General features: G+C 56.9%; 16 protein-coding genes and 1 pseudogene. 2 read left to right on the forward strand and 15 right to left on the reverse strand.

Features of this window, described 5'->3' with window-relative positions:
* Positions 1-403: 403 nt before the first annotated feature.
* Positions 404-577: pseudogene (locus tag P3T25_RS39755) on the forward strand (aldehyde dehydrogenase family protein); the annotation flags it as partial.
* A gap of 45 nt (positions 578-622) precedes the next feature.
* A complete protein-coding gene (locus tag P3T25_RS39760; RefSeq protein ID WP_429362664.1) occupies positions 623-1552 on the forward strand; it encodes a shikimate dehydrogenase family protein in 930 nt (309 codons plus the stop codon).
* A gap of 43 nt (positions 1553-1595) precedes the next feature.
* Here P3T25_RS39760 and P3T25_RS39765 read toward each other — a convergent pair whose 3' ends face one another.
* From P3T25_RS39765 to P3T25_RS39835, 15 genes are all read right to left on the reverse strand, one after another.
* The gene (locus tag P3T25_RS39765; RefSeq protein ID WP_429362666.1) at positions 1596-4793 is read right to left on the reverse strand and encodes an EAL domain-containing protein; all 3198 of its coding nucleotides are present in this window, start codon (positions 4791-4793) and stop codon (positions 1596-1598) included.
* A gap of 652 nt (positions 4794-5445) precedes the next feature.
* Positions 5446-6465, reverse strand: coding sequence for a thiamine pyrophosphate-dependent enzyme (locus tag P3T25_RS39770; protein WP_429362766.1), 1020 nt, complete (start codon positions 6463-6465; stop codon positions 5446-5448).
* 823 nt (positions 6466-7288) lie between these two features.
* Positions 7289-7750 carry a MaoC family dehydratase gene (locus tag P3T25_RS39775; RefSeq protein ID WP_429362668.1) on the reverse strand — a complete coding sequence of 154 codons (462 nt, stop codon included), beginning with the start codon at positions 7748-7750 and terminating at the stop codon, positions 7289-7291.
* A gap of 336 nt (positions 7751-8086) precedes the next feature.
* Entirely contained in the window at positions 8087-9271 is a 1185-nt protein-coding gene (locus tag P3T25_RS39780) for a thiolase family protein (protein WP_429362768.1), read from the reverse strand.
* A gap of 237 nt (positions 9272-9508) precedes the next feature.
* The gene (locus tag P3T25_RS39785) at positions 9509-11140 is read right to left on the reverse strand and encodes an AMP-binding protein (RefSeq protein WP_429362670.1); all 1632 of its coding nucleotides are present in this window, start codon (positions 11138-11140) and stop codon (positions 9509-9511) included.
* 333 nt (positions 11141-11473) lie between these two features.
* Complete coding sequence (locus tag P3T25_RS39790; protein WP_429362672.1) at positions 11474-13033, reverse strand: long-chain-fatty-acid--CoA ligase; 1560 nt, start codon at positions 13031-13033, stop codon at positions 11474-11476.
* A 333-nt stretch (positions 13034-13366) separates the two neighbouring features.
* Positions 13367-14167 (reverse strand): crotonase/enoyl-CoA hydratase family protein, encoded by an 801-nt coding sequence (locus P3T25_RS39795; protein WP_429362674.1) that lies wholly within the window; start codon positions 14165-14167, stop codon positions 13367-13369.
* 184 nt (positions 14168-14351) lie between these two features.
* The gene (locus tag P3T25_RS39800; RefSeq protein WP_429362676.1) at positions 14352-15257 is read right to left on the reverse strand and encodes a haloalkane dehalogenase; all 906 of its coding nucleotides are present in this window, start codon (positions 15255-15257) and stop codon (positions 14352-14354) included.
* A gap of 251 nt (positions 15258-15508) precedes the next feature.
* Positions 15509-16627: an alkene reductase gene (locus P3T25_RS39805; protein WP_429362678.1), complete on the reverse strand. Its 1119-nt coding sequence runs from the start codon at positions 16625-16627 to the stop codon at positions 15509-15511.
* A gap of 409 nt (positions 16628-17036) precedes the next feature.
* Positions 17037-17525: a MaoC family dehydratase gene (locus P3T25_RS39810; protein ID WP_429362680.1), complete on the reverse strand. Its 489-nt coding sequence runs from the start codon at positions 17523-17525 to the stop codon at positions 17037-17039.
* A gap of 286 nt (positions 17526-17811) precedes the next feature.
* Positions 17812-18933 (reverse strand): porin, encoded by a 1122-nt coding sequence (locus P3T25_RS39815; protein ID WP_429362682.1) that lies wholly within the window; start codon positions 18931-18933, stop codon positions 17812-17814.
* Between the two features lie 76 nt (positions 18934-19009).
* Entirely contained in the window at positions 19010-19324 is a 315-nt protein-coding gene (locus P3T25_RS39820) for a hypothetical protein (protein WP_429362684.1), read from the reverse strand.
* A 253-nt stretch (positions 19325-19577) separates the two neighbouring features.
* On the reverse strand, positions 19578-20414 hold the full coding sequence (locus P3T25_RS39825) for an enoyl-CoA hydratase-related protein (RefSeq protein WP_429362686.1): 837 nt from the start codon (positions 20412-20414) through the stop codon (positions 19578-19580).
* Positions 20415-20696: 282 nt separating this feature from the next.
* Positions 20697-21701 carry an NAD(P)H-dependent flavin oxidoreductase gene (locus P3T25_RS39830; protein ID WP_429362688.1) on the reverse strand — a complete coding sequence of 335 codons (1005 nt, stop codon included), beginning with the start codon at positions 21699-21701 and terminating at the stop codon, positions 20697-20699.
* A gap of 206 nt (positions 21702-21907) precedes the next feature.
* Complete coding sequence (locus tag P3T25_RS39835) at positions 21908-23095, reverse strand: acetyl-CoA C-acyltransferase (protein ID WP_429362690.1); 1188 nt, start codon at positions 23093-23095, stop codon at positions 21908-21910.
* Positions 23096-23162: the final 67 nt, after the last annotated feature.

Genomic DNA, 23162 nt, shown 5'->3' on the forward strand with positions numbered 1-23162 from the left:
TGGTTACCAAGGCGGTTTCGGTGACGGCGGCTTAAAACGCCGAAGGCCGTCATCAGGCTTTCAGGGCGAGGTTTCTGACTTCGCCCGCCTGATTGGTTGCTGTACCAGCTCCGCGAGCGCTCGTTCGCGGACTTTTATTTGCAACTCGTCCGCTGCCGGATAGCCGCGTCCAGGATGCCGGGCGCGGCGCGGTGCTCGTTAGCATTGTTGCGACTCAACAACATCGCAAAAATTGTGCGACCGACGGTGTGATTCGCATTCTGGCGCTCATTTATAATCTTCAAGTGCTCGCCTAAATGCTTGGTTTACGTAGCAACAGCCTCAACGTGCGGCGAGACGCATCACGACATTTCTTTCCCTCGTTCATAAGTGAAGTTCTAGCGCTGCGGCTCGGCAATTATGGTGGCTATGTCGGGATTCTGTCCGCGCGGGTCTGCGCCCGATGAACACCGGACTAATCTCCAATGAAGTGGCGCCTTTCGGCGGGGTCAAGCAATCCGGTGTGGGCCGCGAAGGCTCGCATTTCGGGATCGACGAATATCTGGTGATCAGGTACACCTGTATGGCAGGCATCTAGTCCTCCAACCTACCCTTGCCCACCACTACAAGCCCGGAGCCGAGCATGCAGATCGACGGCAACACCCATCTTGTCGGCCTCATCGCCCACCCCGTCTCGCATGTGCGCACACCGCAGTTCTTCAACGCCTCAGCAGCAAAGCAAGGCCTGAATGCCGTCTGCGTGCCATTTCACGTCAAGCCGCCCCAACTGAAGGCATGGCTCAATGGTGTATCTACGCTACAAAACCTGCGTGGCCTCATCGTCACCATTCCGCACAAGGAGGCCGTGGCAGCCGCCTGCCACAAGCTTACCGACGCAGCCCATCTGATCGGGTCCGTCAATGCCATGCGCTTCGATCATGCCAAGGGTTGGTGGGTAGGGGCCAATTTCGATGGCGACGGCTTTATAGCCGGCTTGCAGGACCGGGGTCATTCGCTGGTGGGCAAACATGTACTGCAGATCGGCGCCGGGGGCGCCGGCAAGGCGATGGCCCATGCGATCGCCGCCGAACGCCCTGCTGAATTCGTCGTTTTTAACCGCTCGCCAGACAGGGCCGCGGAGCTCGTCGACACGCTGACGAGCGCATTTCCGACGACTCCCATACGCATGGGAGACGACAACCCTGAAGGCTTCGATGTTGTTGTCAACGCGACATCGCTTGGCCTGCGTGACACAGACGCCCTGCTCTTATCGCAAGATGGATTGCGCCCGGGCATGCTCGTTTGCGAGGCAGTCATCCGCGATGGCGACACCCCCCCTGCTCAAGGCGGCGAGCGAACGCGGCTGCGGTATCCATCACGGACAATGGATGTTGTACGGGCAGATCGTAAAAATCGCTCGTTTTCTGGATATTCCTCTGGCCCCCGAGTTCGTCGATCATATTCTTGGACCACCCGACTAGTGGTGAGTTGGAGAATAAACTTACGACGATTGGAGTTGATGCCGCCAAAACGGCGGGGCGTCACCGGCCACGGCTGCGTAGAGGTGGTCTGATCGACAGATCTTTATAAGCTTTCTCAAGAAGGACAAGTAAAGGTCACGTGCCAACCTCCGACGCGATCCGGGCTGCCTCCCGCTCATTAGCCCAAGGCCAGAGTTCACTTGGCCAAAGCGGTTTGGCGAACAGAAAGCCCTGCAGTTCATCACAGCCGATTCGACGCAAAATCTGGGCCTCGCGTTCACTTTCCACGCCTTCCGCAACGACTGGTAGACCAAACTCATGACCTAGCTCAACGATGGCCTTCACGATCGCAAGATCAGTCGGCTCATCAAGCATAGTCTGTACGAATGTCCGGTCGATCTTCAAGCGATCAAGCGAAAAGCGGTTCAGATAACTGAGACTCGAATAGCCGGTACCAAAATCGTCGAGCGATAGCTTAATGCCCAGTGCGCGGATTTCGTTGATTGCACCGAGGGAGTTTTCCGCGTCGTCCATCAGCGCGGTTTCAGTGATTTCAAGCTCGAGTCTGTCTGCTGGAATCTGACGCGTGACTAGACTATGGCGCAGCGTCGCTATAAACCCCGGGTCACTCAGCTGAACAGCCGACAGGTTAATGGACATCCGGATGTCCGGTAGATTGAGCTCACGCCACTGCGCCATCTGGCGGCATGCTTCGTCGATTACCCAGGCGCCGATCGGAACGATGAGACGGGTTTCCTCGGCAATCGGGATGAACTGCGACGGCGCAATTTCACCCAGTTCCGAGCTGTTCCATCGTAGTAATCCTTCGACAGCAACCATTGAACCTGTGCGTGCGTCTATACAAGGCTGGAACGCGAGTCGCAGTTCCTGTCGCTCAATCGCTGTACGCAGACAGACTTCCAATGCAAGACGACGGCGTGCTCGTTCGGCCATGTCCGGAGAAAAGAATTTGACCACATTGCGTCCGGCTGCCTTTGCTTGATACATAGCAGCGTCCGCATTTTGCATCAGCGTGTCAATGTCACGTCCGTCATCCGGATACAACGCCACACCGACGCTGCATGAAACATGTAGCGTAACGCCGCCAATCTCGTACGGTTCACGTACAAGCGGAACCAGCCGCTCCTCGACCGTGTGTGCGATATCCTCAATATGGGTAAGTCCGTTCAGGATTACCGTGAACTCGTCACCACCCAAGCGGCTAACGGTGTCGTTGTGACGCACCGCCTGCAGCAAACGTCGTGACACCGACTTCAGCAGACCGTCTCCGATATGATGGCCAAGCGAATCGTTGATGTTCTTGAAGTGGTCCAGATCGATGAACAGTACTGCGACCCGCTGCCCAGTACGTTTCGCGCTATCCAGTTCGACCCGCAGACGCTCGGCAAAGAGCGCCCTATTCGGTAACTCAGTGAGAACGTCGTGTTCGGCGAGGAACTTTATGCGCGCTTCGTCTTTCTTCCTGTCAGTGATATCGATCAATGTGCAGATGTAGTGAGAAGTGCTCCCGCGCTTGTCGCGGACCGCACTGACCATAAGCCACGCTGGATAGTCGCCGCCTTGACGACGGCGCACATGGGCTTCGCCGTGCCACGTACTCAAACGATCGACCAGCGTAGTAATGCTCCCGATCGCACCGTCGCCAACGCTACCTCCTACGATGAACGCAGGGAGCTTACCCACGACGTCGTCGGCGCCGTAGCCCGTATCGCGATAGAATGACGCATTGGCCGTCAGCAGTTGGCGATCGTGGTCCAGTATCACAATGGCTTCATGCGACGCTTCAAAAACCTTGCCCCACAGCTTGAGTCGCTGCTCCATCATCTTGATCTGGTTGATCGGAGTAAACGCGGTGAGCACAGCATCCCGCCCCTGGAAATGCACGCGTCGCGCTGACAGCGTCGCCCACATATGTACTGCAGAGGCCTCCCAGTGCACTTCGAACTCGTCGACAGCCCCCTGATCCGAAAGTTGCTGGAAAAACTTCGCGCGGACTGCGGAATCCAGCGCGACGGCCCAAGGATCCGCCGTGCAGCCATTCAACCAGTGAAGCGCCGGCTGGTTGGCATGCAGTACTTCGTGACCGGGAATTGCAGTGACCATCATTGGCACCGGCGTTGCTTCAACAAGCGCGTACTGCGCTGCCGAGGCGCGCGCCGTCGCGGCCAGCTCCTTCTGCACATCGCGTTCGCGGTCCAGTTGCTCCAGCATTTCGTTAAAGCCGGTCACCAGTTGGCCAATCTCGTCCTGGCTATGCCAGCTTGCGCGTAGTGAATGGTCGCTTGTACGGCGCACCGTATCCATCACACGGGCAAGCTGCCGCAACGGATGCGAGATCTGCCGGGCGACGAAATACACCATGCTGAGAATTGCGCCAAGAAGGAATAGCGCGGTACCGATATGCAGCCATAACCGGGAAAACAACGCCTGCACTCGAGAATGTAACAGGCCGTCCAGTTGAACCCCTGTGTCGCTCCACACCTTCTGCACCCGAGCAACGAGTCTTTGCTGCGCCGCGTCTGCCGCCTCGAGCGTGGCTGGATCGGAGCCGTCACCGTCGACCACTGCCTGCGCCGCTCTTCGATAAGACTCGATTGCAGAGCGCATTGCCGCGACGGATAGCCCGAGCGACACGTCGAGACTGTGGTTTGCCGAAGTCGCTTCGGAATAGTCACTCTGCAGCCCCTGAAGAACCGAGTCGAGTTGCCCCTCAAGCACCAGGTGCCGAGCGCGCATTTCATCTCGCGACATTGGACCGAGTGGCCTGCTGCGCAACTGCTTGCCCATTCCGTTGACTGAGTCCAGCAACGCGGGATAGCGCAGAATCGACAATGACACCAAGTAATAGCTATCGAGATCAGTGTCGAGAATCAGATTAGAATGGTTGCCGACTCGCGTGACTAGTTCGCGGCAGGCTTCAAGGGCATCGGTCACTGTAGTAGGTGTGGGGTTCGCTTGCCTGGCGAGAACTATGAGCGCTGCGCGCACCCGCGCATTGATCGTCGCACTTTGCATCTTCGTGCCATAGCGCCGTTCGGCATCACCGAGACGAGCTACCGTTCCCTGGAGATCGGCAGATGAAGGGTTCTGCCCCGCGCCGACTAGCGCGACCTCCACCAGCGCCTCGCTTACAGCCTTGACGTAGGTATTCCCTACGATTTCCTTATTCGAGAAATCGATAGCGATGTATTGTTCGCGAATCAAAATGCTGCTTATGTAAAGGACTGCACTCAGATCGAGCAGATAGATGAGCAACAGTTTGCGGCCAACTCGCAAGCGCGCGAGCGAGCGGACGAAAATATTTTGCTTCATAGGATGTCCGACTTCGCTGCCGAGGTGCTTGCGAGCTTGCCACACGTATAAACTCCTCGTGAGCCGCAAGATCTGCTCACACGCGGTCCTTCATCTAACGCATGGTAATGCACCAAATTTTCCACAAGGTACTCCAAAGAACAACGCGGAGACGAGATACGGCCGCAGAACTCGTAAAGACTGTAGGGTCTAAGGGAATATCGGCGCAAATATCGATTAGTTTAGAAGTTAACTAACATTCTCCGTGCGAGTGCAATATCGCTCCATCTAGTGCGTAAACGCTCTCAAAAGGGACGGACAATGCCCCATTTTGGCGAACTATGACACGTATAACAACTCGTGTTCGGCGAGTATGATCAGGATGCCGAAAAACCTGACGCCCGGAAATTCAATGAAGCCGTCCAGGCCCGCCGACAAGAGCTGATACTGCCGGCCACCTATCGCCCTCTTCTACCTTCGGATGGCCACATCACGCACATCGATTTTGCGTGCCTCCTCAGAGAAAGCGAGTCGGCGAACCTTCACTACTCCAGCGGACCGACTTCGACAGCACCCGATAGCATCTACGATGTCGCCTTCAAGCTTTCAGTCCTTCATCTTGTTTAGAGCATGATGCGGACCGCCTTATTGCAGTAGAACCCAATGCGCGTTCTCACGAACAAGTCGCGCATTCCGCATAGTACCGGTTCGGTGCGGGAAAGACTCCAGTCGCCATTTCGACCAGGAATAGACCATCGTATCGCGACGCCTCGCTCAGCACGTCTTCAAGATCATCAAGGCGCTCGACCACGCGCGCCGCCACACCGAGCGACATTGCAAAAGCCGCCCAGTCATGAAGCGGCAGCTTGCTGAATTGCTCCGAAATGGAGCCGATGCTGATCGCGTCGATATGGATCGCACCATGCGTGGAATTGTTCAACACGATGTAAATTATCTTGATCCGATAGCGGGCCGCGGCCATTCCGTGAATCAGCATGCATCCGTCACCGGTCACTACCACACACGGCCGCTCCGGGGCCGCGAGCTTAACGCCGATGCCGGCGGCGATTGCCCAACCCATCGGCGCGAGGGAACTGGATGAAAAGTAGTTTCCGATACCCGACGAAAGCCAGTAATGCGCCATGAAGATCCGGTGGGCGCCGGAATCCACGACGACGTTGCTATCCTTCGGCAGGAGTTGGCACAAGCGCTTGACCACGTCTCCCGGATGAAGCGATAGATCGTCGCCCGAACTCCGAACACCGATTTGCTCGAATCGATGGTCGTACAATGGTGTTTGATTGACCTCCGCAACCCAAGCTCTTCTCATTTCCAGTACAGGTAAAAAGTCTGCAGCCCCGTTCGTTTCGCGCTGGGACGGAAAACCGAATGTAGCGCCAATTCCGGACAAAATCCTTCCGTGCGCGATATGCCCCATCGTAGGCGCGTCGAAAGTATCGTCGAAGATGATCAGTTCCTTTCCTGCCGTTAGCTTCTTATTCCAATTCATACTGTCGCGTTGATTCAGGTCGCTGCCAAATACGACCAACGCGTCTAGTTCGTCTGAGTTGATTACGCGAGCGGCCCGCGAGTGGCTCGAGAATCCGTAAACGCCGAGCGAAAGGATATGATCCTCAGGAAACGCACCCTTTCCAGATAATGTGGTCGCGACAGGAGCAGATACCGGTCGCACAAGGCGTCCAATGCCGGGCAATCCGCGGGGACCTCGTATGCGTTGAACTCAACATGATCGTACGGTTTCCGTGCGATGTCATGACCGGGCATATCTTCCTGCTGTTGAACGTCAAGAGGAATGCTCATGAAAGACTGTGCCCGACGTATCCAGTTCAACCCTTCCGTCGCACGGCGCATTTCGGCTTGAAGATTCTCCCTGTGTTTTGGTTCCACGACATCTTCCACCAGTGCCTTCACCACACCACTTTCGAATATACCGCCCAGCGTACCGTCCTAGAACGCGCCTTTGCCCTCTACGTGCGACGGGACGCCTCCGGAAATATAGAGCATGGGTAGCCGCGACGGCAGCACGAAAATCACCGAGGTATATAGACCGAGAGTCTGCCTGTATCTGCGGCAGCTGCTGACGCCCGACAACCAGGTGTCGCGGAGCCTATTGACGTGCGTGTCTTGCACTTAGTTCGAACCGGTTGAACGCACCCCGTCCGCTCAACAGAGCTGATTCATAAAATGCAGACAGTCGGAGGAACGCGCAATCCTACGACGTCTCACGCTATCGAGAAAACATTCGGCATGAGACCGACCAATGTATATCGGCACATAGTACGTTTTAGTTTATTGCGAAATTCGCAATATATTTTCTCTCGACAATATCTAATTTTTCGTTAAGTTTGCGCCCGGGCCGGTCGTTCCTAGGCACTCCCTGATTCACGTCTTGCGCTGACTTTAGTGATGGGAGATTTCTCGTGGCGCGCCTCGGCGCCCTTGCCGGGCCATTCGCCGTAAAAGCTGTCGCGGAAATGGCCCCTTACAACAGCCTGCTAGGCAGGCTCGCGACGAAAGACGACCATTTTCGCCTCGGTTTTCTGTACTAGTTCACCGTGTTGATTGCGCGTGTCAAATTGCATCGTGACGATACCCATGTCCGGTTTGGAGCGAGAGGGCTTTATGGCGACGATTCTGACTTCCACACGAACTTCGTCGTCAGGTCGAGTGGGTTTTGGAAAGCTGATCTCCATTCCCGCTCCGATCAGTCCATTCGCGATAGGCAGGCTGCCGACGAGCAGCTTCATCGTAATGGCCGCGGTGTGCCAGCCACTTGCTGCCAATCCGGCAAAAAAAGTATGTGCGGCCGCTTCCTCGTCGAGGTGGAAAGGCTGAGGGTCATACTGCCGGGCGAAGCTTTTGATTTCATCAACGCTTACGCGATACTTGCCGCTCGTAAACAGGTCCCCGACAGAGAGATCCTCCAGATAGAGAGGAGATGTGGAATGCGAAGTCATAGACGGTCCTACATAACTTTGAAGGTAATATTTTGTATAGCGGTTCGCGATGGCGGATGACAAACGTCATACACTTACTCCGAACTGTGCCGCGAAGCACGGCTAGTGCTTCACCAAGCCTTTACCCTTGAATCCGAGTATGTCCAAGGCATCTTCGGGAGTCGTGGTCTCAATCGAATATTCGCAGCGCAGGAGGACGCTTCGGCTGAACTCCAAACCGCCCTCACCGCATATGTAGATTCGAACAACGACGGCGCGTGCTTCAGGCGTTCTCTTTCTCGCCTGCTACATCCGGAGCGAAGCAGACGAGACGGCGAACGATCCGGCGAACGGGTGCTAGAGCATTTCCAGCGCCAATGCGATGCCTTGTCCCCCACCGATGCAAAGCGAGACGATGCCTCGGCGCAGACCATCACGACGCATCGAGTGCAACAGACGTACAGTCAGGATCGCACCAGTCGCACCGATGGGATGACCGTGTGCAACCGCGCCACCTTCGATATTCAGCACGTCTCGCGGGATTTCGAGCGATTTCGCGACGGCGAGCGGCACCGCCGCAAACGCCTCGTTGATTTCGAATCGCTCGACATCAGGCAGCGTCCAATTTGCACGCTCCAAGGCGATCCGAATGGCTGGCACCGGTCCGAGACCAAACATTCCCGGCTCGACCGCGGCGACACCATAGGCGACAAGCCGTGCAACCGGCTCGAGACCATTCGCATCGGCAAATGCCCGGCTCGCGACGGCTACGGCGGCAGCGCCGCTGTTAAGGCCCGGCGAATTGCCAGCTGTAATGTGTCCGTCAGGCCGGAACGCGGGCCTGAGCGCAGCAAGCCCCTCCATAGTCGTGTCGGGCCGTGGCGCCTCATCAACGTCGAAAGGCACAACATCCTTCTTCTGCCGAAGCATCACGGTGACGATTTCGTCCTTGAATTTACCGTTCCGTTGAGCGTTAACAAAGCGCTGCTGAGACTCAACCGAAAACGCGTCCAGCTCGTTCCTGCCGAGTCCGAACATACTGACCAGATCTTCTGTATGCCACCCCGAATGCATGCCGGAGAACGCATCGTCAAGACCATCGCGTAGCATGCTGTCGTGAATCTCCGCAGCTCCCATCCGATAACCCCAGCGGCCGCCATCAAGGAGATAAGGGGCCCGCTCCATGTTTTCCATGCCACCGGCAATCAACAGATCGCCGTCGCCCATGGCGATCTGTTGCGCGGCGCTGACAATGGCCTGTGCTCCCGAGCCACACACCCTGTTCACCGTCATGGCGGGAACGGAGACAGGCACGCCGGCGCCGATTGATGCCTGGCGCGCAGGATTCATGCCGGTTCCGGCCTGGACGACGTTGCCCATGATCACGGCCGCGATCCGCTCAGGACTAATGCAAGACCTGTTCACAACCTCCCGAACAACAGTCGCGCCGAGCTCTGTAGCCGGGATACTCTTAAGCGCTCCGTTGAAAGCGCCTATAGCAGTTCGTACCGGACTGCATAAAAGGATATCTTGATTTTTCACCTTCTTTCTCCGTTGTCGCACCCGCCTCACTCTCGCGGTATCGTTCGGCTCCCGGTTGGGAAAATGCATCCGATCCATCTATTCAAGCAGTCCTTTGAGAAAACCATGCGCGTCCGGACTGGAATCGCGCCCTGAGTACCCGAAGGCCTGTCGTTCGATCCACCACAACGTCTGCGCCCGTGACGTATGAATTGGCTCGCCTGCGAGCTTGATGCAGCGGGTCCAAAACTCGCTGGCTTACGCGTGCCGAAGCTTGCGCCTCAGAACCTTTCCTACTGCCGATGTCGGAAGCATTTCGACAAACGTGACCGACTTCGGCACCTTGTAGGCTGCAAGTTCACGCCGACAGTATTCGATGATCTGCTCCTCCGCCAGGGTAACGCCGGGTTCTCTCACAACAAAGAGCCGCAGCGCTTCCCCGGTCCTCTCGTCCGGCTCGCCGACGCATGCACATACGGACACGCCCGCGCAAGCGGCTGCAACAGCCTCGACTTCGTTCGGATAGACGTTGAATCCGGAGACGATGATCATGTCCTTGAGTCGATCGACGATCTTGAGAAATCCCTTCTCGTCGAACATACCGACGTCTCCGGTGCGGAAATAGCCATCGGCTGTGAAGGCCGCTCGGGTCGCTTCCGGCTGATTCCAATATCCAGGCATTACTTGGGGTCCCTTCGCGCAAATCTCCCCCGTTTCACCGGGCGTCGTCGACCAGCCGTTGGCAGTCAGCAGCCGGATATCGGTGGACGGCAGTGGCAGGCCCGCGGTTCCGCTAAACGCCGGAATGTATTCCGGATTAAACGTCAGGGCCGGGCTGGTTTCCGACAATCCGTAGCCTTCGTGAATGAAGACGCCTGTGACTTCCTGCCAACGAGCCGATGTAGCGGGGACGATCGCCGCGCCGCCGCCGCCCGCGAGACGCAGGTTCGAGAAATCCACGTCTTTCAGACCAGGATGCATCGCAAGGGCTGCATAGAGCGTGTTGACGCCCATGAAGCAGGTCGGCCTGGACAACCGCAGGGTCTCGACAAGTGCACCTGTATCGCGCGGATTGACGACCAGCCAATTGTCTGCTCCGATCGAGAAATAGGTGATGAAGTTAAACATCAGCGCATAGATATGATAGAGCGGCAACACCGTGACGATCACTTCTCTCCCAGGCCGCGTGGAGGTCGGCATGAACGCCTTGAACTGCTCGGCATTCGCCACGAGGTTGCGATGCGTAAGCGCGGCCCCTTTGGAGAGCCCTGTCGTTCCCCCCGTGTATTGCAGCAACAGCAAATCATCGCCAGTCAGGTCGACCGGTTCGAGCGGCAGCCCGGCACCCGCCGCGAGCGCTTCGCGAAACGAGACGGTCACGCGCAGTCGGGAATCGACTGGGGGGGTGGGTAGGTCGCTCTGCGTACCGTCCCCCGGGCCAATCGTTACGATGTGCCTAAGCGCGACTTTCTCCGCGACATCGGCAACAACCCCCGTGCTTCCGGTATACGCGACGATGACGTCGACGCCCGCGTCCCTGAGCTGATGCTCTAGTTCACGGGGCGTATACAGCGGATTGATATTCACCTGTACCGCGCCCACACGAATGATACCGAGAAAGGAAATCGGAAACGCGAGCAGATTCGGCATCATCACTGCGACCCGATCACCTTTTTCGATCCCGACCACGTTCTGCAGAAAGGCGGCGAAGTCACGCGACAACCGATCGACATCCGCATAAGTCAGCGTATGACCAAAAGCGCGGAAAGCAGGGCGATCTGCGAACACGTGCATCGCGTGCTCAAGCATGTGCGTGACCGAGCGATACGTGTCGGCGTCGATCTCCGATGGAATATTGCCGTAGCTGGCTATCCAAGGTCTTGCGTCCAAATGTCTCTGCCCAATGTTGTCCATTCTGATTCCTGTCTTCGCGAAACATACCGGAGTCAACGTCGGTATACGTCACGCGTTTTAGCGAGCGAATATCGGCCTGCGAACCATTACACGCCATCGTCAACCGCGGATACACGGGTGCGGCGGTCGACGGGGCGATGATCAAACCGCGAAGTGCAGTTATGCCGACAATCCGTCACACGAATCCTGAGGGAAGCTGCGGCTTCTGTGTGTCTTCATGCCCGCTGCCTTGCTCAACTGCTGCATTCCTTCTCTTGGTTGCGATGCGCCTGTCGATAAACAGGTCAAGTCCTGTCGCAATATGAACTCCTACGATCCGGACGCTGAGCTTCGCGCCGCGGCTACTGCGTAACGCTCACGCAGCTCGCGCTTCAAGACCTTTCCGGCCGAACTTCTGGGTAGTACCTCGACGAACTCGATCGTCTTCGGGACTTTGAATCCGCCCAGAAACTGCCGGACGTGTGTGAAGATTGCCTGGGGATCGGGCGTGATGTTCAATTTCAGAACAATCAGCGCTTTGACCGATTCGCCCCAGTGCTCGTCAGGTACGCCTATTACCGCCGCCTCGGCCACATCGGGATGTCCGTACAGGACGTTCTCGACTTCCGCCGGATAGATGTTTTCACCCCCTGATATGATCATGTCTTTTACGCGATCAGTGATATAAAGATACCCCTCGCTGTCCACGTAACCTGCATCCCCGGTATAGAGCCATCCATTTTTCAAGGACTTCGCGCTTTCGTCGGCGCGATTCCAATAACCCTTCATATTGGTTCTGGTTCTGCAGATGATTTCACCGACCTGCCCAATAGGAAGGTCAGAATCGGCCGGGTCGACGATGCGAATTTCGACCCCGTCGAGCGGCGTTCCGCAGGACTTCAACAGGACCGACTCAGACACCTCCGATTCGGGGAGAACCGCCGTGATCGTACCGGTGGTTTCGGTCATTCCGTACGCGTGGATAAAGCGTGTATCTTTGAACGGAATTGCAGCGGCCTTGAGTAGCTCGATCGGCATGGGGGACGCGCCGTAGACAACGCCTTCGAGCGTGGAAAGGTCGAAGTTGCAGTTCCTGGATTCGACCACAAGGGCCTGCAACATCGTAGGAACGAGGAAAGATACATGAATGCGTTCCCGTTCGATGACTTCCAAGATCCGGCGCGGGTCGAAATCACGAAGTGCGACGATCTTCATCCCTGCGCGCAAGGCCATCAACGCAAACTGAATACCAGTGACGTGAAACAGTGGAGTGATCAGCAGCGCATTCTTCTCATATAAACAGTTCCCGTATACTTTGAGGAGTCTCGAAGTCGCTGTAACGAAACTGCTGTCCGTAAGCTGAACTCCCTTCGGAGATCCAGTGGTGCCGCTGGTGTAGAGCTGGACAAACGTCTCATCGGTGCCGGTGCTCCTCTCGGGGACGATGCCGGATTGAACGTCGCGCCATTCGTCATATTCGTTATCGAGGACGATTATTCTACGAACGGAACCGATTTGGTCGAGAATGCTCCTTATGGCCTCGAGAGCATTTTCACCAACGAATAGGACCTCGGCCCCTGAATCATTGAGTATGAATGCAATTTCGGCCGCTGCGAGTCGTGAATTGATTGGAACCACGACTGTTTCGGCCTTAAGAGCCCCGACAATAACCTCGATATAACGGTTGTTGTTCTTGTCCAGAACGGCCACGCGTGTCCCTGGGCGCGTTTGGCGCCGTAGCCCGTTTGCAACCCGGTTCGAGGCTTCCTCAAGCTGCCGAAAGCTTGTTTGCCGCCCTTCGAAATCCAGCGCAATGCGGTCCGGACTACGGTCCGCATGAAGCCTTGTAAAATCGGCGACGGAAGCGATCGTCGAGAATTCATTAGCCATTTTCTTACCTCGGTACTCCTCTCAGTCGTGGAGGAGTGTGTTCGTACTTTCACGACCGGAGATAAACCCTGCTCCGCGGGAAAGCGCAGAGACCGTTTTAATGGTGTTTATTCAGTCGTGAGCGACAGCTCCGTCTCACTGTTGAGAAATTTCGGTGTCGCCACACTCGAAGTGCTCCCGAGTGTGACGACCGTCCCCTGGTCGAATCTCATGCGAAGGACGTTTTGCCTACCTACGTCCATATTGCGCAACCCGACGGCGTATCGATGTAAAAGTCTAAGCGTCGACTCGAACCATCGGACGGAATCCACCGGGAAGATCACGCCATCTTACCTAGCAACCCCGAAATTCTGCCTGCCGACGCTGGATGAATGAAAGGATTCCTTCCTTAACGTCTTCCGATTCAAGAACCCGGTTTGCCATCTCCGGAAGGAACGCTAGCGCCGCTTTTTCACCACCTTCGACGTACTTCAGCGCGGCTTCCTTTGTGGCCTGAATGCCGATGGGAGCGTTCTTCGCGATCAACTGCGCGATTTCCATCGCGCGCTCGATCTGCTGCCCAACGGGAACAACCTCCTGTGCGAATCCGATTTTGTGGGCTCTCTCGGCGTTAAACACATCGCAGAGAAACAGGTGGTACATTGCGTCGCCCCACCCCGTACGCGACAGATACCGAAAGTGGGCGCCGCCAAGCGGCGCCAGGCCGCGCGCAGATTCCATTTGACAGAATCGAGAATCGTCAGCGGCGACGACAATGTCTCCCGCCAGCATGAGTTCGAGACCGATCGCGTACACCAACCCCTGCACAGCTGTAACAACCGGTTTGCTGCACCGACTTTCGAGGCCCAATACATCGATCTTCCCTTCCTTTGGTGCCCAGGTCCCCGTCCGTTTTGCGTTCTGGTCAAAAAACTTCGGCAAATCGAGACCTGCCGTGAAATCGCGCCCTTCCGCACATAAAACGCCTACCCAATAGTCATCAGTCTCGTCGAGTACTGTCATCGCCTCGTGAAGTTTCTCCATCATCTCCGGATTGATCGAATTCCTTTTGGAGGCGTTATCGATGATGATCTTGAACACATGTCCGTGCACTTCGGTTCGGATAGTGCCGATGGCAGCCGTTGCTTCAGTCATTTCTTTCTCCGCTTCTTAAGTCGAGCTCACGATTCGGGACCTCGATGCGATTGCAATTTCATCAGACGACGTCCGGTGATCGGTTTGTGTCGTCTTCAGTTCGGGTCGGAGCACGCGGGACGGGCGCCCCTTGAGGTTGCGATAGTCATGGAAAAGGATCCACAGGGATCCTCTATTCACACCCCTATCTTGTATTCTCGATGAAACTATGGATCACTTCGACAAGTTGATTCGGCTTGTCTTCCTGAAGGAAGTGCCCCGCACCGCTGATCGTGACGTGAGGCTGGCCGCTAGCGCCGGGGATGAGTTCCCGGAAGATCATCTCGCCGCCTTCCATGATGGGATCCCTGTCACTGAAGGTAGTGAGGAATGGCTTCTCGAACGTCTTGAGAATCTCCCATGCCGCCTTGTTTTCCGCGACCGAAGGATGTTCGGGTGTGATGGGAACGAGTTCCGGGAATCTCCGCGCCCCGGCCTTATAAGTCTCGTCGGGGAAAGGCGCGTCATAAGCAGCAATCTCCTCGGCCGTCAGACCACGGACAGTCCCACTGCTAACGATATTCCCTACTTTTAGCGTTGGCGTCGACCGGCTGAACTCCAGCCAACGTCTGAACGCTTCGTTGGATCCCGTTCCGATCGGCAGGCTAGTGTTACCCATCACGACCCGAGAAAATCGATCGGGAAATCTCGCCAGCAGTCGCAGACCGATCAAGCCTCCCCAATCCTGGGCGAACATGGTAGCTTCGCGAAAGTCGTTCGCGTCTAGCCATTTGCTCATCCAATCGACATGACGTTCGAATGTATAGTCCGATTGCTCGACTGGCTTGTCGGACTTTCCAAATCCAACCAGGTCCGGAGCGACGACTCTGTGCCCACGTTTAACCAGTCCGTCGATCATATGACGATAGAGGAAGGACCACGATGGCTCCCCGTGAAGCAGCAGAATGGGCGCTGCTTCACGGGGGCCACAGTCAACCGAATGAATGCGAATTTCCGTTCCGTCCGCATCCTTGATCGTGGTGTAAACGGGTTCGAATCCGTAGTCCGGCATGTTCACGAACCTCAGGTCCGGTGTTCTCAACAGCTTCAAGAGATTCTCCTTCCGTCGAAAAGGCGAATGAGTGATATTCCTCAGAACGCCCGGTAAGCGCGCGATTAATATGTACGCGCAGCGATTTGGTCTCGCCGCCCGCGCCGGAAGGCCACGATCGAAATTTGTCGAATTCCGCCTCCCAGCGTCGCTTGATCGTGTGAGCGATCCTTCGAGCGGAAGCTTACCGGCGGCAAAGTAACCCGAAATTAGCGGTCACATTGGGGACACGGTGATCCTCGCTCAACCTCCTACGCGCGGACATCCTCAAGAGCGAACGGATAGTCGGAGTATCCCTCGGCACCATTCGTGTACAGCGTCTTGGGATCGAGAGCACTCAGGGGAATGTTTTCGCGCAGTCGACGAGGCAGATCCGGATTCGCGATGAAGCCGCGACCAAAGCTAATCGCATCCGCCTCCCCGCTCTCAAGCGTCGCTTCCGCCCGAGCCTGGTCATAGTCGGAATTAAGCACAAGTGTGCCCTTGAATGCTGCCCGGATTGCCGGCGCCACTGGCGGCACTTCCGCAGCGGTCCGCAACGCGCCGGCCGTCGGGTTGGGGAGCAGTTCCGCAGGCGGAGGCTCACGAAGTTCGAGGAAGGCAATACCGAGTTCCGAGACCGCTTCGGCTGCCGCAGAAAATAGCGCATGCGGGTCGCTGTCGTTGACGCCGAGTATCTCCCCGTTAGGCGAAAATCGCACAGCAGTCCGACCCGCACCCGCCACTTCGATCACCGCGGCTGTTACCTCTCTTAGCAAACGGATGCGATTCTCGATACTTCCACCATAGGCATCCGTACGCAGATTTGAGCTGTCGCGCAGGAACTGATCCAGCAGATAGCCATTTCCCGCATGCACTTCGACGCCATCGAATCCGGCTTTCAATGCGTTCTCCGCTGCTGCCCGGTAATCGTCGAGAAGGCGGGGTATTTCGCTTATCTCGAGCGCGCGCGCGTACTCCTGAGGCTGCTTCCCCTCGTACGTGTAAGCGGCCCCGGCCACCACGGTCGCCGACGCCGAAATCGCCTGTGCTCCGCCGAGAAAGCTCGGGTGTGCCAAGCGACCCATGTGCCATAGCTGGGACATGATGCGCCCACCTGCCTGATGGACCGCGTCGGTGACGGTCTTCCATCCGTCGACCTGGGCGCTCGTCCAGATCCCCGGCGCATACGGAAATCCCAATCCTTCCCGACTGATCCCGGTTGCCTCGGCGATGATCAGACCGGCGGACGCGCGTTGTGCGTAGTAGTCCGCCATGATCTTTGTCGGCACGTGTTCGCGCGACGCACGACTGCGGGTCAGCGGAGCCATGATGATGCGGCTTGGAGCCTTGATATCGCCCAGCTGGATCGGGTCAAACAGTTCTGGCATGTCGTCTCCTTTGATTGGAAAACTCAATCTGAATGCTTTCCCTTACGGCGGCTACGGCCACTTCGCTGCCCCCTGTCTCAACGACTTCGGGTTCTGTGAACGAGGAGAACGTAACGCTCTACGGGCACCGGTGCCCCGCCGTGACAATCCAAAGCGTGCGGCCTGCTTACTGCGTAGTTTCCGAGCGTGGGCAATTTAGAACAAGCGTCTTTTTTATCGCGATCGATCGTACTTCCCGATTGGTCGGCGCCGGTGCGTTGGCGCCACCTTGCTGACGCCGAACTTCGCCTCGCAAAAGAACGGGGCACCGTTATGGTCGACTTCATTAACCCGTGGGACGCCTTCGACAATCCGGATAGACATCGTTCGAACGGCGAGGCCATCGACATCAATTGATACGAAAACCGAATCAATTAAACGCCGGCTCAATTCCCGAATTTCTCCAGAAGGCAAGGCCCCGAGTAACTGACTCCAGACACGACTCGTCCTCCTGGTTCAGGGTGTTGATTTGCAGGATCACAATTCCCCGATCAGGTTTAGATTTTGATGGCCTAATGTCGATCACGGTGCTGACTACATGCAACACGTCGCCCGGCCGGGTTGGCCGCGGCAACGTCACCTTGCCGTCCGTGACAATAAGTCCGCCTGCGAGTGGAACGCTCTGGACGAGCAACTTCTGGGTGATCGCCGCAATTTGCCATCCACTCGCAGCCAGCCCCGCAAAAAGAGTTTGGCGAGCAACATCCTCGTCCAGATGAAATGGCTGAGGGTCGAATCGCCTTGCGAATTCACGTATCTGCTGGACGTCGACTGTATGTTCGCCGCTGGCAAACGTGTCTCCCGTTGTCAAGTCTTCCAGATAGATCCCGCCCGTCGTGACACTGCTATCACTGAGCATGCTGTTCTCCTGTCAGTAGCTGACCGGTGGCTGAGTGTCGCCCTTGCCAAACGGTTCAAACTGCGAGTAGAGTTGTAGCTTATGCGTGAAATCCACATTTTTCAAGAGGACTCTACGCAGACCGTACCAGCGTCGACTTTCTTGTCCGATCAAGAAGATTTAGATGCTGGAAACGTCGTGAACAGCTGGAAACGTCGTGAACACCATCCTGACTGCACAGCGTGAGATCCGGACCACATCACGAGCACATCCATGACGTGGCGCCGGAAGCATGGCATTGGGTTGTTTAGAACTTGTGACGCAACCCAAGTATCACCAGGTTCTGCGTGCCGCTCGTCGACGGGGCGTTTCCATAGAATGCCGCAAGCGCACGACTTCCCGAGCCGCGTTGGACCTCCTCGATCAAACGAATATCCGTGCGCTTCGACAAGTAGTATCCGAGACTCGCGACGACAGTGTTCCAGTGGGAGCTCGCGTCGAGTCCTCCGTATTGGCCGTGCGAATAAATATAGCCACCGACCACTTCAAAGAAGGGCGTGAAATTGTAGACAAACGATGTGTCGTAGTTAGTTAGAGTGAAGCTCGAATGATCCCTATAGGTGAAGCGCACCTGGTCGATCAGCGCAGTCCAGCGCAATCCGTTGCCAAAGTCGTAGTACCCCCCGATGCCATAATTGCGCTGACTTCTCACGCCCACGGACGGATTCAATGGGCTTGAGCGAAACAGCAGGAATGGCGCGCCGGAATAATCGTTGGTAACGGCACCATTGGCATTTGTCGTGCCCGGGTAATCGAGCTGGACATAGCCGACTGCGATCCTGAAGCGGCCGACCTGGTAACCGGCGCCCAAGCTATATGCACGATTGAGGTTGAACGCCCCTGCGTCATCGCTAAACGCGTATAAGCCTTCCGCATTGAATCCACGGTATGTGGGAGTGACGTACTTGACCGAATTGCTGTAACGCCAGGTCCCGATAAGATTGTCGGCGTCGCCCGGATGGTCCGCTAGTCCGACATATCCGACAGATGTTGCCATCGTCGTAAAGTAGTCCCAGAACGCGTCGTATTGCCGCCCCAACGTCAACGTCCCCCAGTCCGGGTTCGTCAGTCCAACCCACGCTTGCCGGCCAAACAATCTTCCACCTTGACCAAGAGCACCGTTAGCATTGTCGTACCCATTTTCCAGGACGGCGACGACAGCGCTTCCTGCGCCAATGTCTTCCCTGATTTTGAAGCCGAATCGGCTTGGCTGAAGCGCACCGCCGACCACCGAGTAATTCGAGGATCCGCCCGCATTATTCACGGCGGTAACGCCGACGGTGATGATGCCGTATAAGGTAACACTACTTTGTGCATAAGCCGTAGTCGCGCAAAGTACAGATAACATTCCCAAGCCAATCCTTTTCATATACGTCTCCTTTAATGTTTTTTGAAGCTGGATCAAGTTGTCTCATTTCCTCGTTGTCGTGCACCGATTCACACCATCAAGTCAGCCTCCAGAACAGATCGGAAATCTCCCCGCAATCGGCACGCGGCGGCCCTCTCGCCGCGACGAATAGCAGATCACGCGGTTCTCGAGCCCACGCGACACCAGGCTTGGTGTACGATCGTCGGCTGTAGGTAATGACGGCGTTGCTGCCGATGCCAAGCTTCAGGCCTGTGCCGGCGCGCGCGCCGCCACTCACCAGACCGAAACAAATGTCCAGTTCACGAGGCGACATTGCCGCACCGGCGGTATGGTCAAGAGACTCTCCCCTCAACGCATACTTACCGGCACCATACGAACCCATTTCGATCATGCAATGCACCGCAAATTTCAATATGTATTACTAATTAATTCTCTCGTCGGCGATTTTGACGTTGATGTAGACACGCACCAGAATCTCGCCAGCGCGCGCCCTATCGTCACGCTGCTACACGTGCTCGGAGCGCACTATTCTAAGCGAGGTATTCCGGCGCTGAGCATCGTAAACGGTGACGTCCCCGCGATCGCTGCGGTCGTTCTCTGATCCGCAAGTGACCCTTCGAACGAAATCTCAAGCTCTCCCAGCTCTAGTAACCGCCGAATACCGGTTGACGCTTGTCGACGAAAGCACGCACGGCTTCTTTGTGATCGGTCGTTTGTGCGGCATGGACTATGCTTTCCGCTTCCCGATCCATCGACTCCAGGATGCCCGACGTCAGCGCATGGTCGAGGTTGTCCTTCATCCGTGCAAGCGCGAATGAAGGGCCCTCGGCCAATGACTTAGCAACCGCGAAAGCGGTCTCGCGAAGCTCGGCGTCGGGCACGACGCGATTGATGAGACCGAGCGCTTCGCAGCGACGTGCGTCGATCCGTTCCGACAGGAACATGAGTTCCCGAGCCCGTGACGTGCCCGCAAGCCGCGTCAGTAACCACGCAATGCCATAGTCTCCGGTCAGTGCGATACGGGCATAAGCGGTCGCCATGATCGTGGATTCGGAAGCAATGCGGATATCGCAAGCGAGGGCCAGCGCGAGCCCTGCACCCGCGGCAGGCCCCGGAAGCGCCGCGATCGTCGGCTTTCGCACCGCTACTAGAGCACCAGTCAGGGCGCGCTGCTTCACTCGCAAGTAGGCGACCTGTTCCTCGATCGGCTCCTCGGCCTTTGTCGAATTGGCCCCCATGCCTTTGACGTCCTCTCCGGCGCAAAAGGCATTCTCCGCGCCGCTAATCAGCAGGGCGCCGACCCTTGGATCGCCGCCGTACTGCTTGATTACGTGCCACAGCGCTGCCGCCAGCTTATCGGAGAATGCGTTGCGCGCTTCCGGACGGTTAAGCGTAATCAGCGCAACGCGGTTCCGAATTTCGCACAGTAGCTCGCTCGTACCGGTGTCGACTTCAATCCGATCATCTTCCATTCGAATCATTCCCATCTTTCCCCCACTGAAGTGCCGACCCCGTAGGCGAAATCGCTACTGGTCGATCGGTTGCATGGATTCGCGATCCGATGCGGAAAGTGCAGCCGTCCAGCCCGCTTCCTCGCTCTGGAAAATGACCTGTGCAAAGAACTCCGGGCCATCCGCGATCTCGCAATGATTGCGCCTGATCTTGCTCTTTTTTGTCGGCCGTAGGCCGACTCTCTAACTTTGTGCCGAGATTGCTTCGCGCCTTCATCTTCCCGCTCGCGGCACATACTCGATAAGAGCGGCCTAAGGATTTTTCAGAGATGCTTTGCTATAGGCGTCAAGGAATCCCGTCAGCCGGCCCCGGATGATGCGTTCGGCCTCCCGCATAATGCGGTCGATCAATTCCCTGACGGTGGGGACGTCGTGGATGAGGCCGACTACCATGCCGCAACTCCAGGCCCCGGCATCCATGTCGCCATCGATCATGATCTTGGGGAAGACACCGGCGACCTCGCTGTGGATATCCTCGATCTTGAGTTTGGCACCCTTCTCGCGCTCGATCTCTAGCAGCCGATCAACCCCTTTATTCTTGAGAACGCGCTCTGTGTTGCGAAGCCCACGCATGACCAGACGTGTATCTAACTCTGACGCTGCTACGAGAGCCTTTTTCACGTTGTGATGCACTGGGGCTTCCTTTGTCGCAATAAACCGGGTACCCATGTTCATGCCCGCCGCTCCCATAGCAAGGGCCGCGACCAGGCTGCGCGCATCCGCCATGCCACCGGATGCCACAAATGGGATTTTCAACTCCTCCGCGGCACGAGGGAGCAGGATCATGTTAGGTATGTCGTCTTCGCCGGGATGGCCACCGCATTCGAAGCCGTCGACGCTGACCGCATCGCAGCCGATTTGTTCGGCCTTCAGCGAATGCCGAACTGACGTGCATTTGTGAATGACCTTTATACCGGCTGCCTTCAGTGTAGGCATGTATGGTTCTGGACTACGCCCCGCGGTCTCGACAATCTTGATTCCGCCCTCCCTGATGGCGGCGATGTATTCCGGATAGGGCGGCGCCGAGAACGCCGGCAGGAACGTCAGATTGACGCCGAACGGCTTGTCCGTCATATCACGACAGCGCGCGATTTCCTTGGCCAGCAACTCCGGCGTCTTTTGCGTCAAACCGGTGATGATCCCGAGGCCTCCGGCGTTCGATACGGCAGCCGCGAGTTCGGCAAAACCGACATAGTGCATCCCGCCCTGGATGATCGGATGCTCGATATCGAATAACTCGGTGATGGCTGTTTTCATGTGCGTATCCAGTCCCTGTTCCGACCATGTCCAGGCACGGAGGTGCCGGAAAATTTCGCGAGTTCCTTTAACAGCCTGCCCGGATCCCAGGGACGCCGGAGATAGATCTGCGTACACACAGGCATTCCTCTTTCCATCGTCGCCATGATGGCGCCTTTCACCGGCTTTCCAAGCCGCACGGATTGCTTGGTGAGTGTGGTGTAGCGCTAGTGGACAATTTCCAGAAGCGCTGCAGCCCCCATCCCCCCTCCCACGCACATGGTGACAACGGCATATTTCGCCTTACGGCGTCGGCCTTCGATCAAGGCATGGCCGGTCAATCGTGCACCAGTCATGCCGTATGGGTGACCTACCGCGATCGACCCGCCGTTGACGTTGAGCTTCATCGGATCGATCCCAAGTTTGTCGCGGCAATAAATCACCTGTACGGCGAATGCCTCGTTCAGTTCCCAAAGATCGATATCGTCGATCGTGAGGCCGTGACGTTTGAGAAGGCGCGGTACCGCGTAGACCGGTCCCACCCCCATCTCGTCAGGTTCACAACCAGCAGTGACAAAACCCCGGAAAATGCCGAGCGGTTTTAGGCCTTTTTGTGCTGCGAGCTTGTCGCTCATGACCACAGCCGCGCTTGCGCCATCGGAGAGCTGACTCGCATTGCCGCCGGTGATGCTAAAGCCGGGTCCCTTTGCCGGCTTGACAGCGGCGAGGCCATCGGCTGTCGTCTCGGGACGCGGGCCTTCATCTGCCGAAAGGGTCACCTGCTGGTACGACACCGCGCCGGTCGCCTTATCCGTAACCGCCATCGTGGTTTGAATCGCGGCAAGTTCGTCGTCAAAGCGGCCGTTCCGCTGGGCGCATGCCGTCCGACGTTGACTTTCAAGGCTATACTCATCCTGGCGCTCTCGAGAGATACCGTATCGCTTAGCCACAACTTCGGCAGTATCCAGCATCGCCATATAGGCGTCTCCTTTGATGAGGAGGAGTTCCGGATCGACCTCGTGAAATGTATTCATATGACTGTTCTGCACCAAGCTGATGGATTCGCCCCCGCCGCCCACGGCAATTTCCACACCATCGAACATCACCGAGCGCGCCGCTAACGCGATCGCTTGGAGGCCGGACGCGCATTGGCGATCGATCGTCGTACCCGCCACCGTTACCGGCAATCCCGCACGTAGCAGCGCTCTGCGCGCGATGTTGCCGCCGGTAGTGCCCTGTTGCATGCCGCAACCCATCACCACGTCCTCCACCTCGGCACCTTCGATGCTCGCCTTAGAGAGAGCAGCCGAAATCGCATGACCCAGCATGGTTGCGCCTTCGGTGTTGTTGAGCGCGCCTTTGTAGGCCTTGCCGATGGGCGTGCGGGCCGTGGAGACAATTACTGCATCAATCATTTTTCTCACCTCTGGTTGGACTTGGTTGGATGCGACCGTAAATGCCGCCTCGGATACGAACTAATCG

The sequence above is a fragment of the Paraburkholderia sp. GAS32 genome (assembly GCF_050434225.1).
Taxonomy (GTDB): Bacteria; Pseudomonadota; Gammaproteobacteria; order Burkholderiales; family Burkholderiaceae; genus Paraburkholderia; species Paraburkholderia madseniana.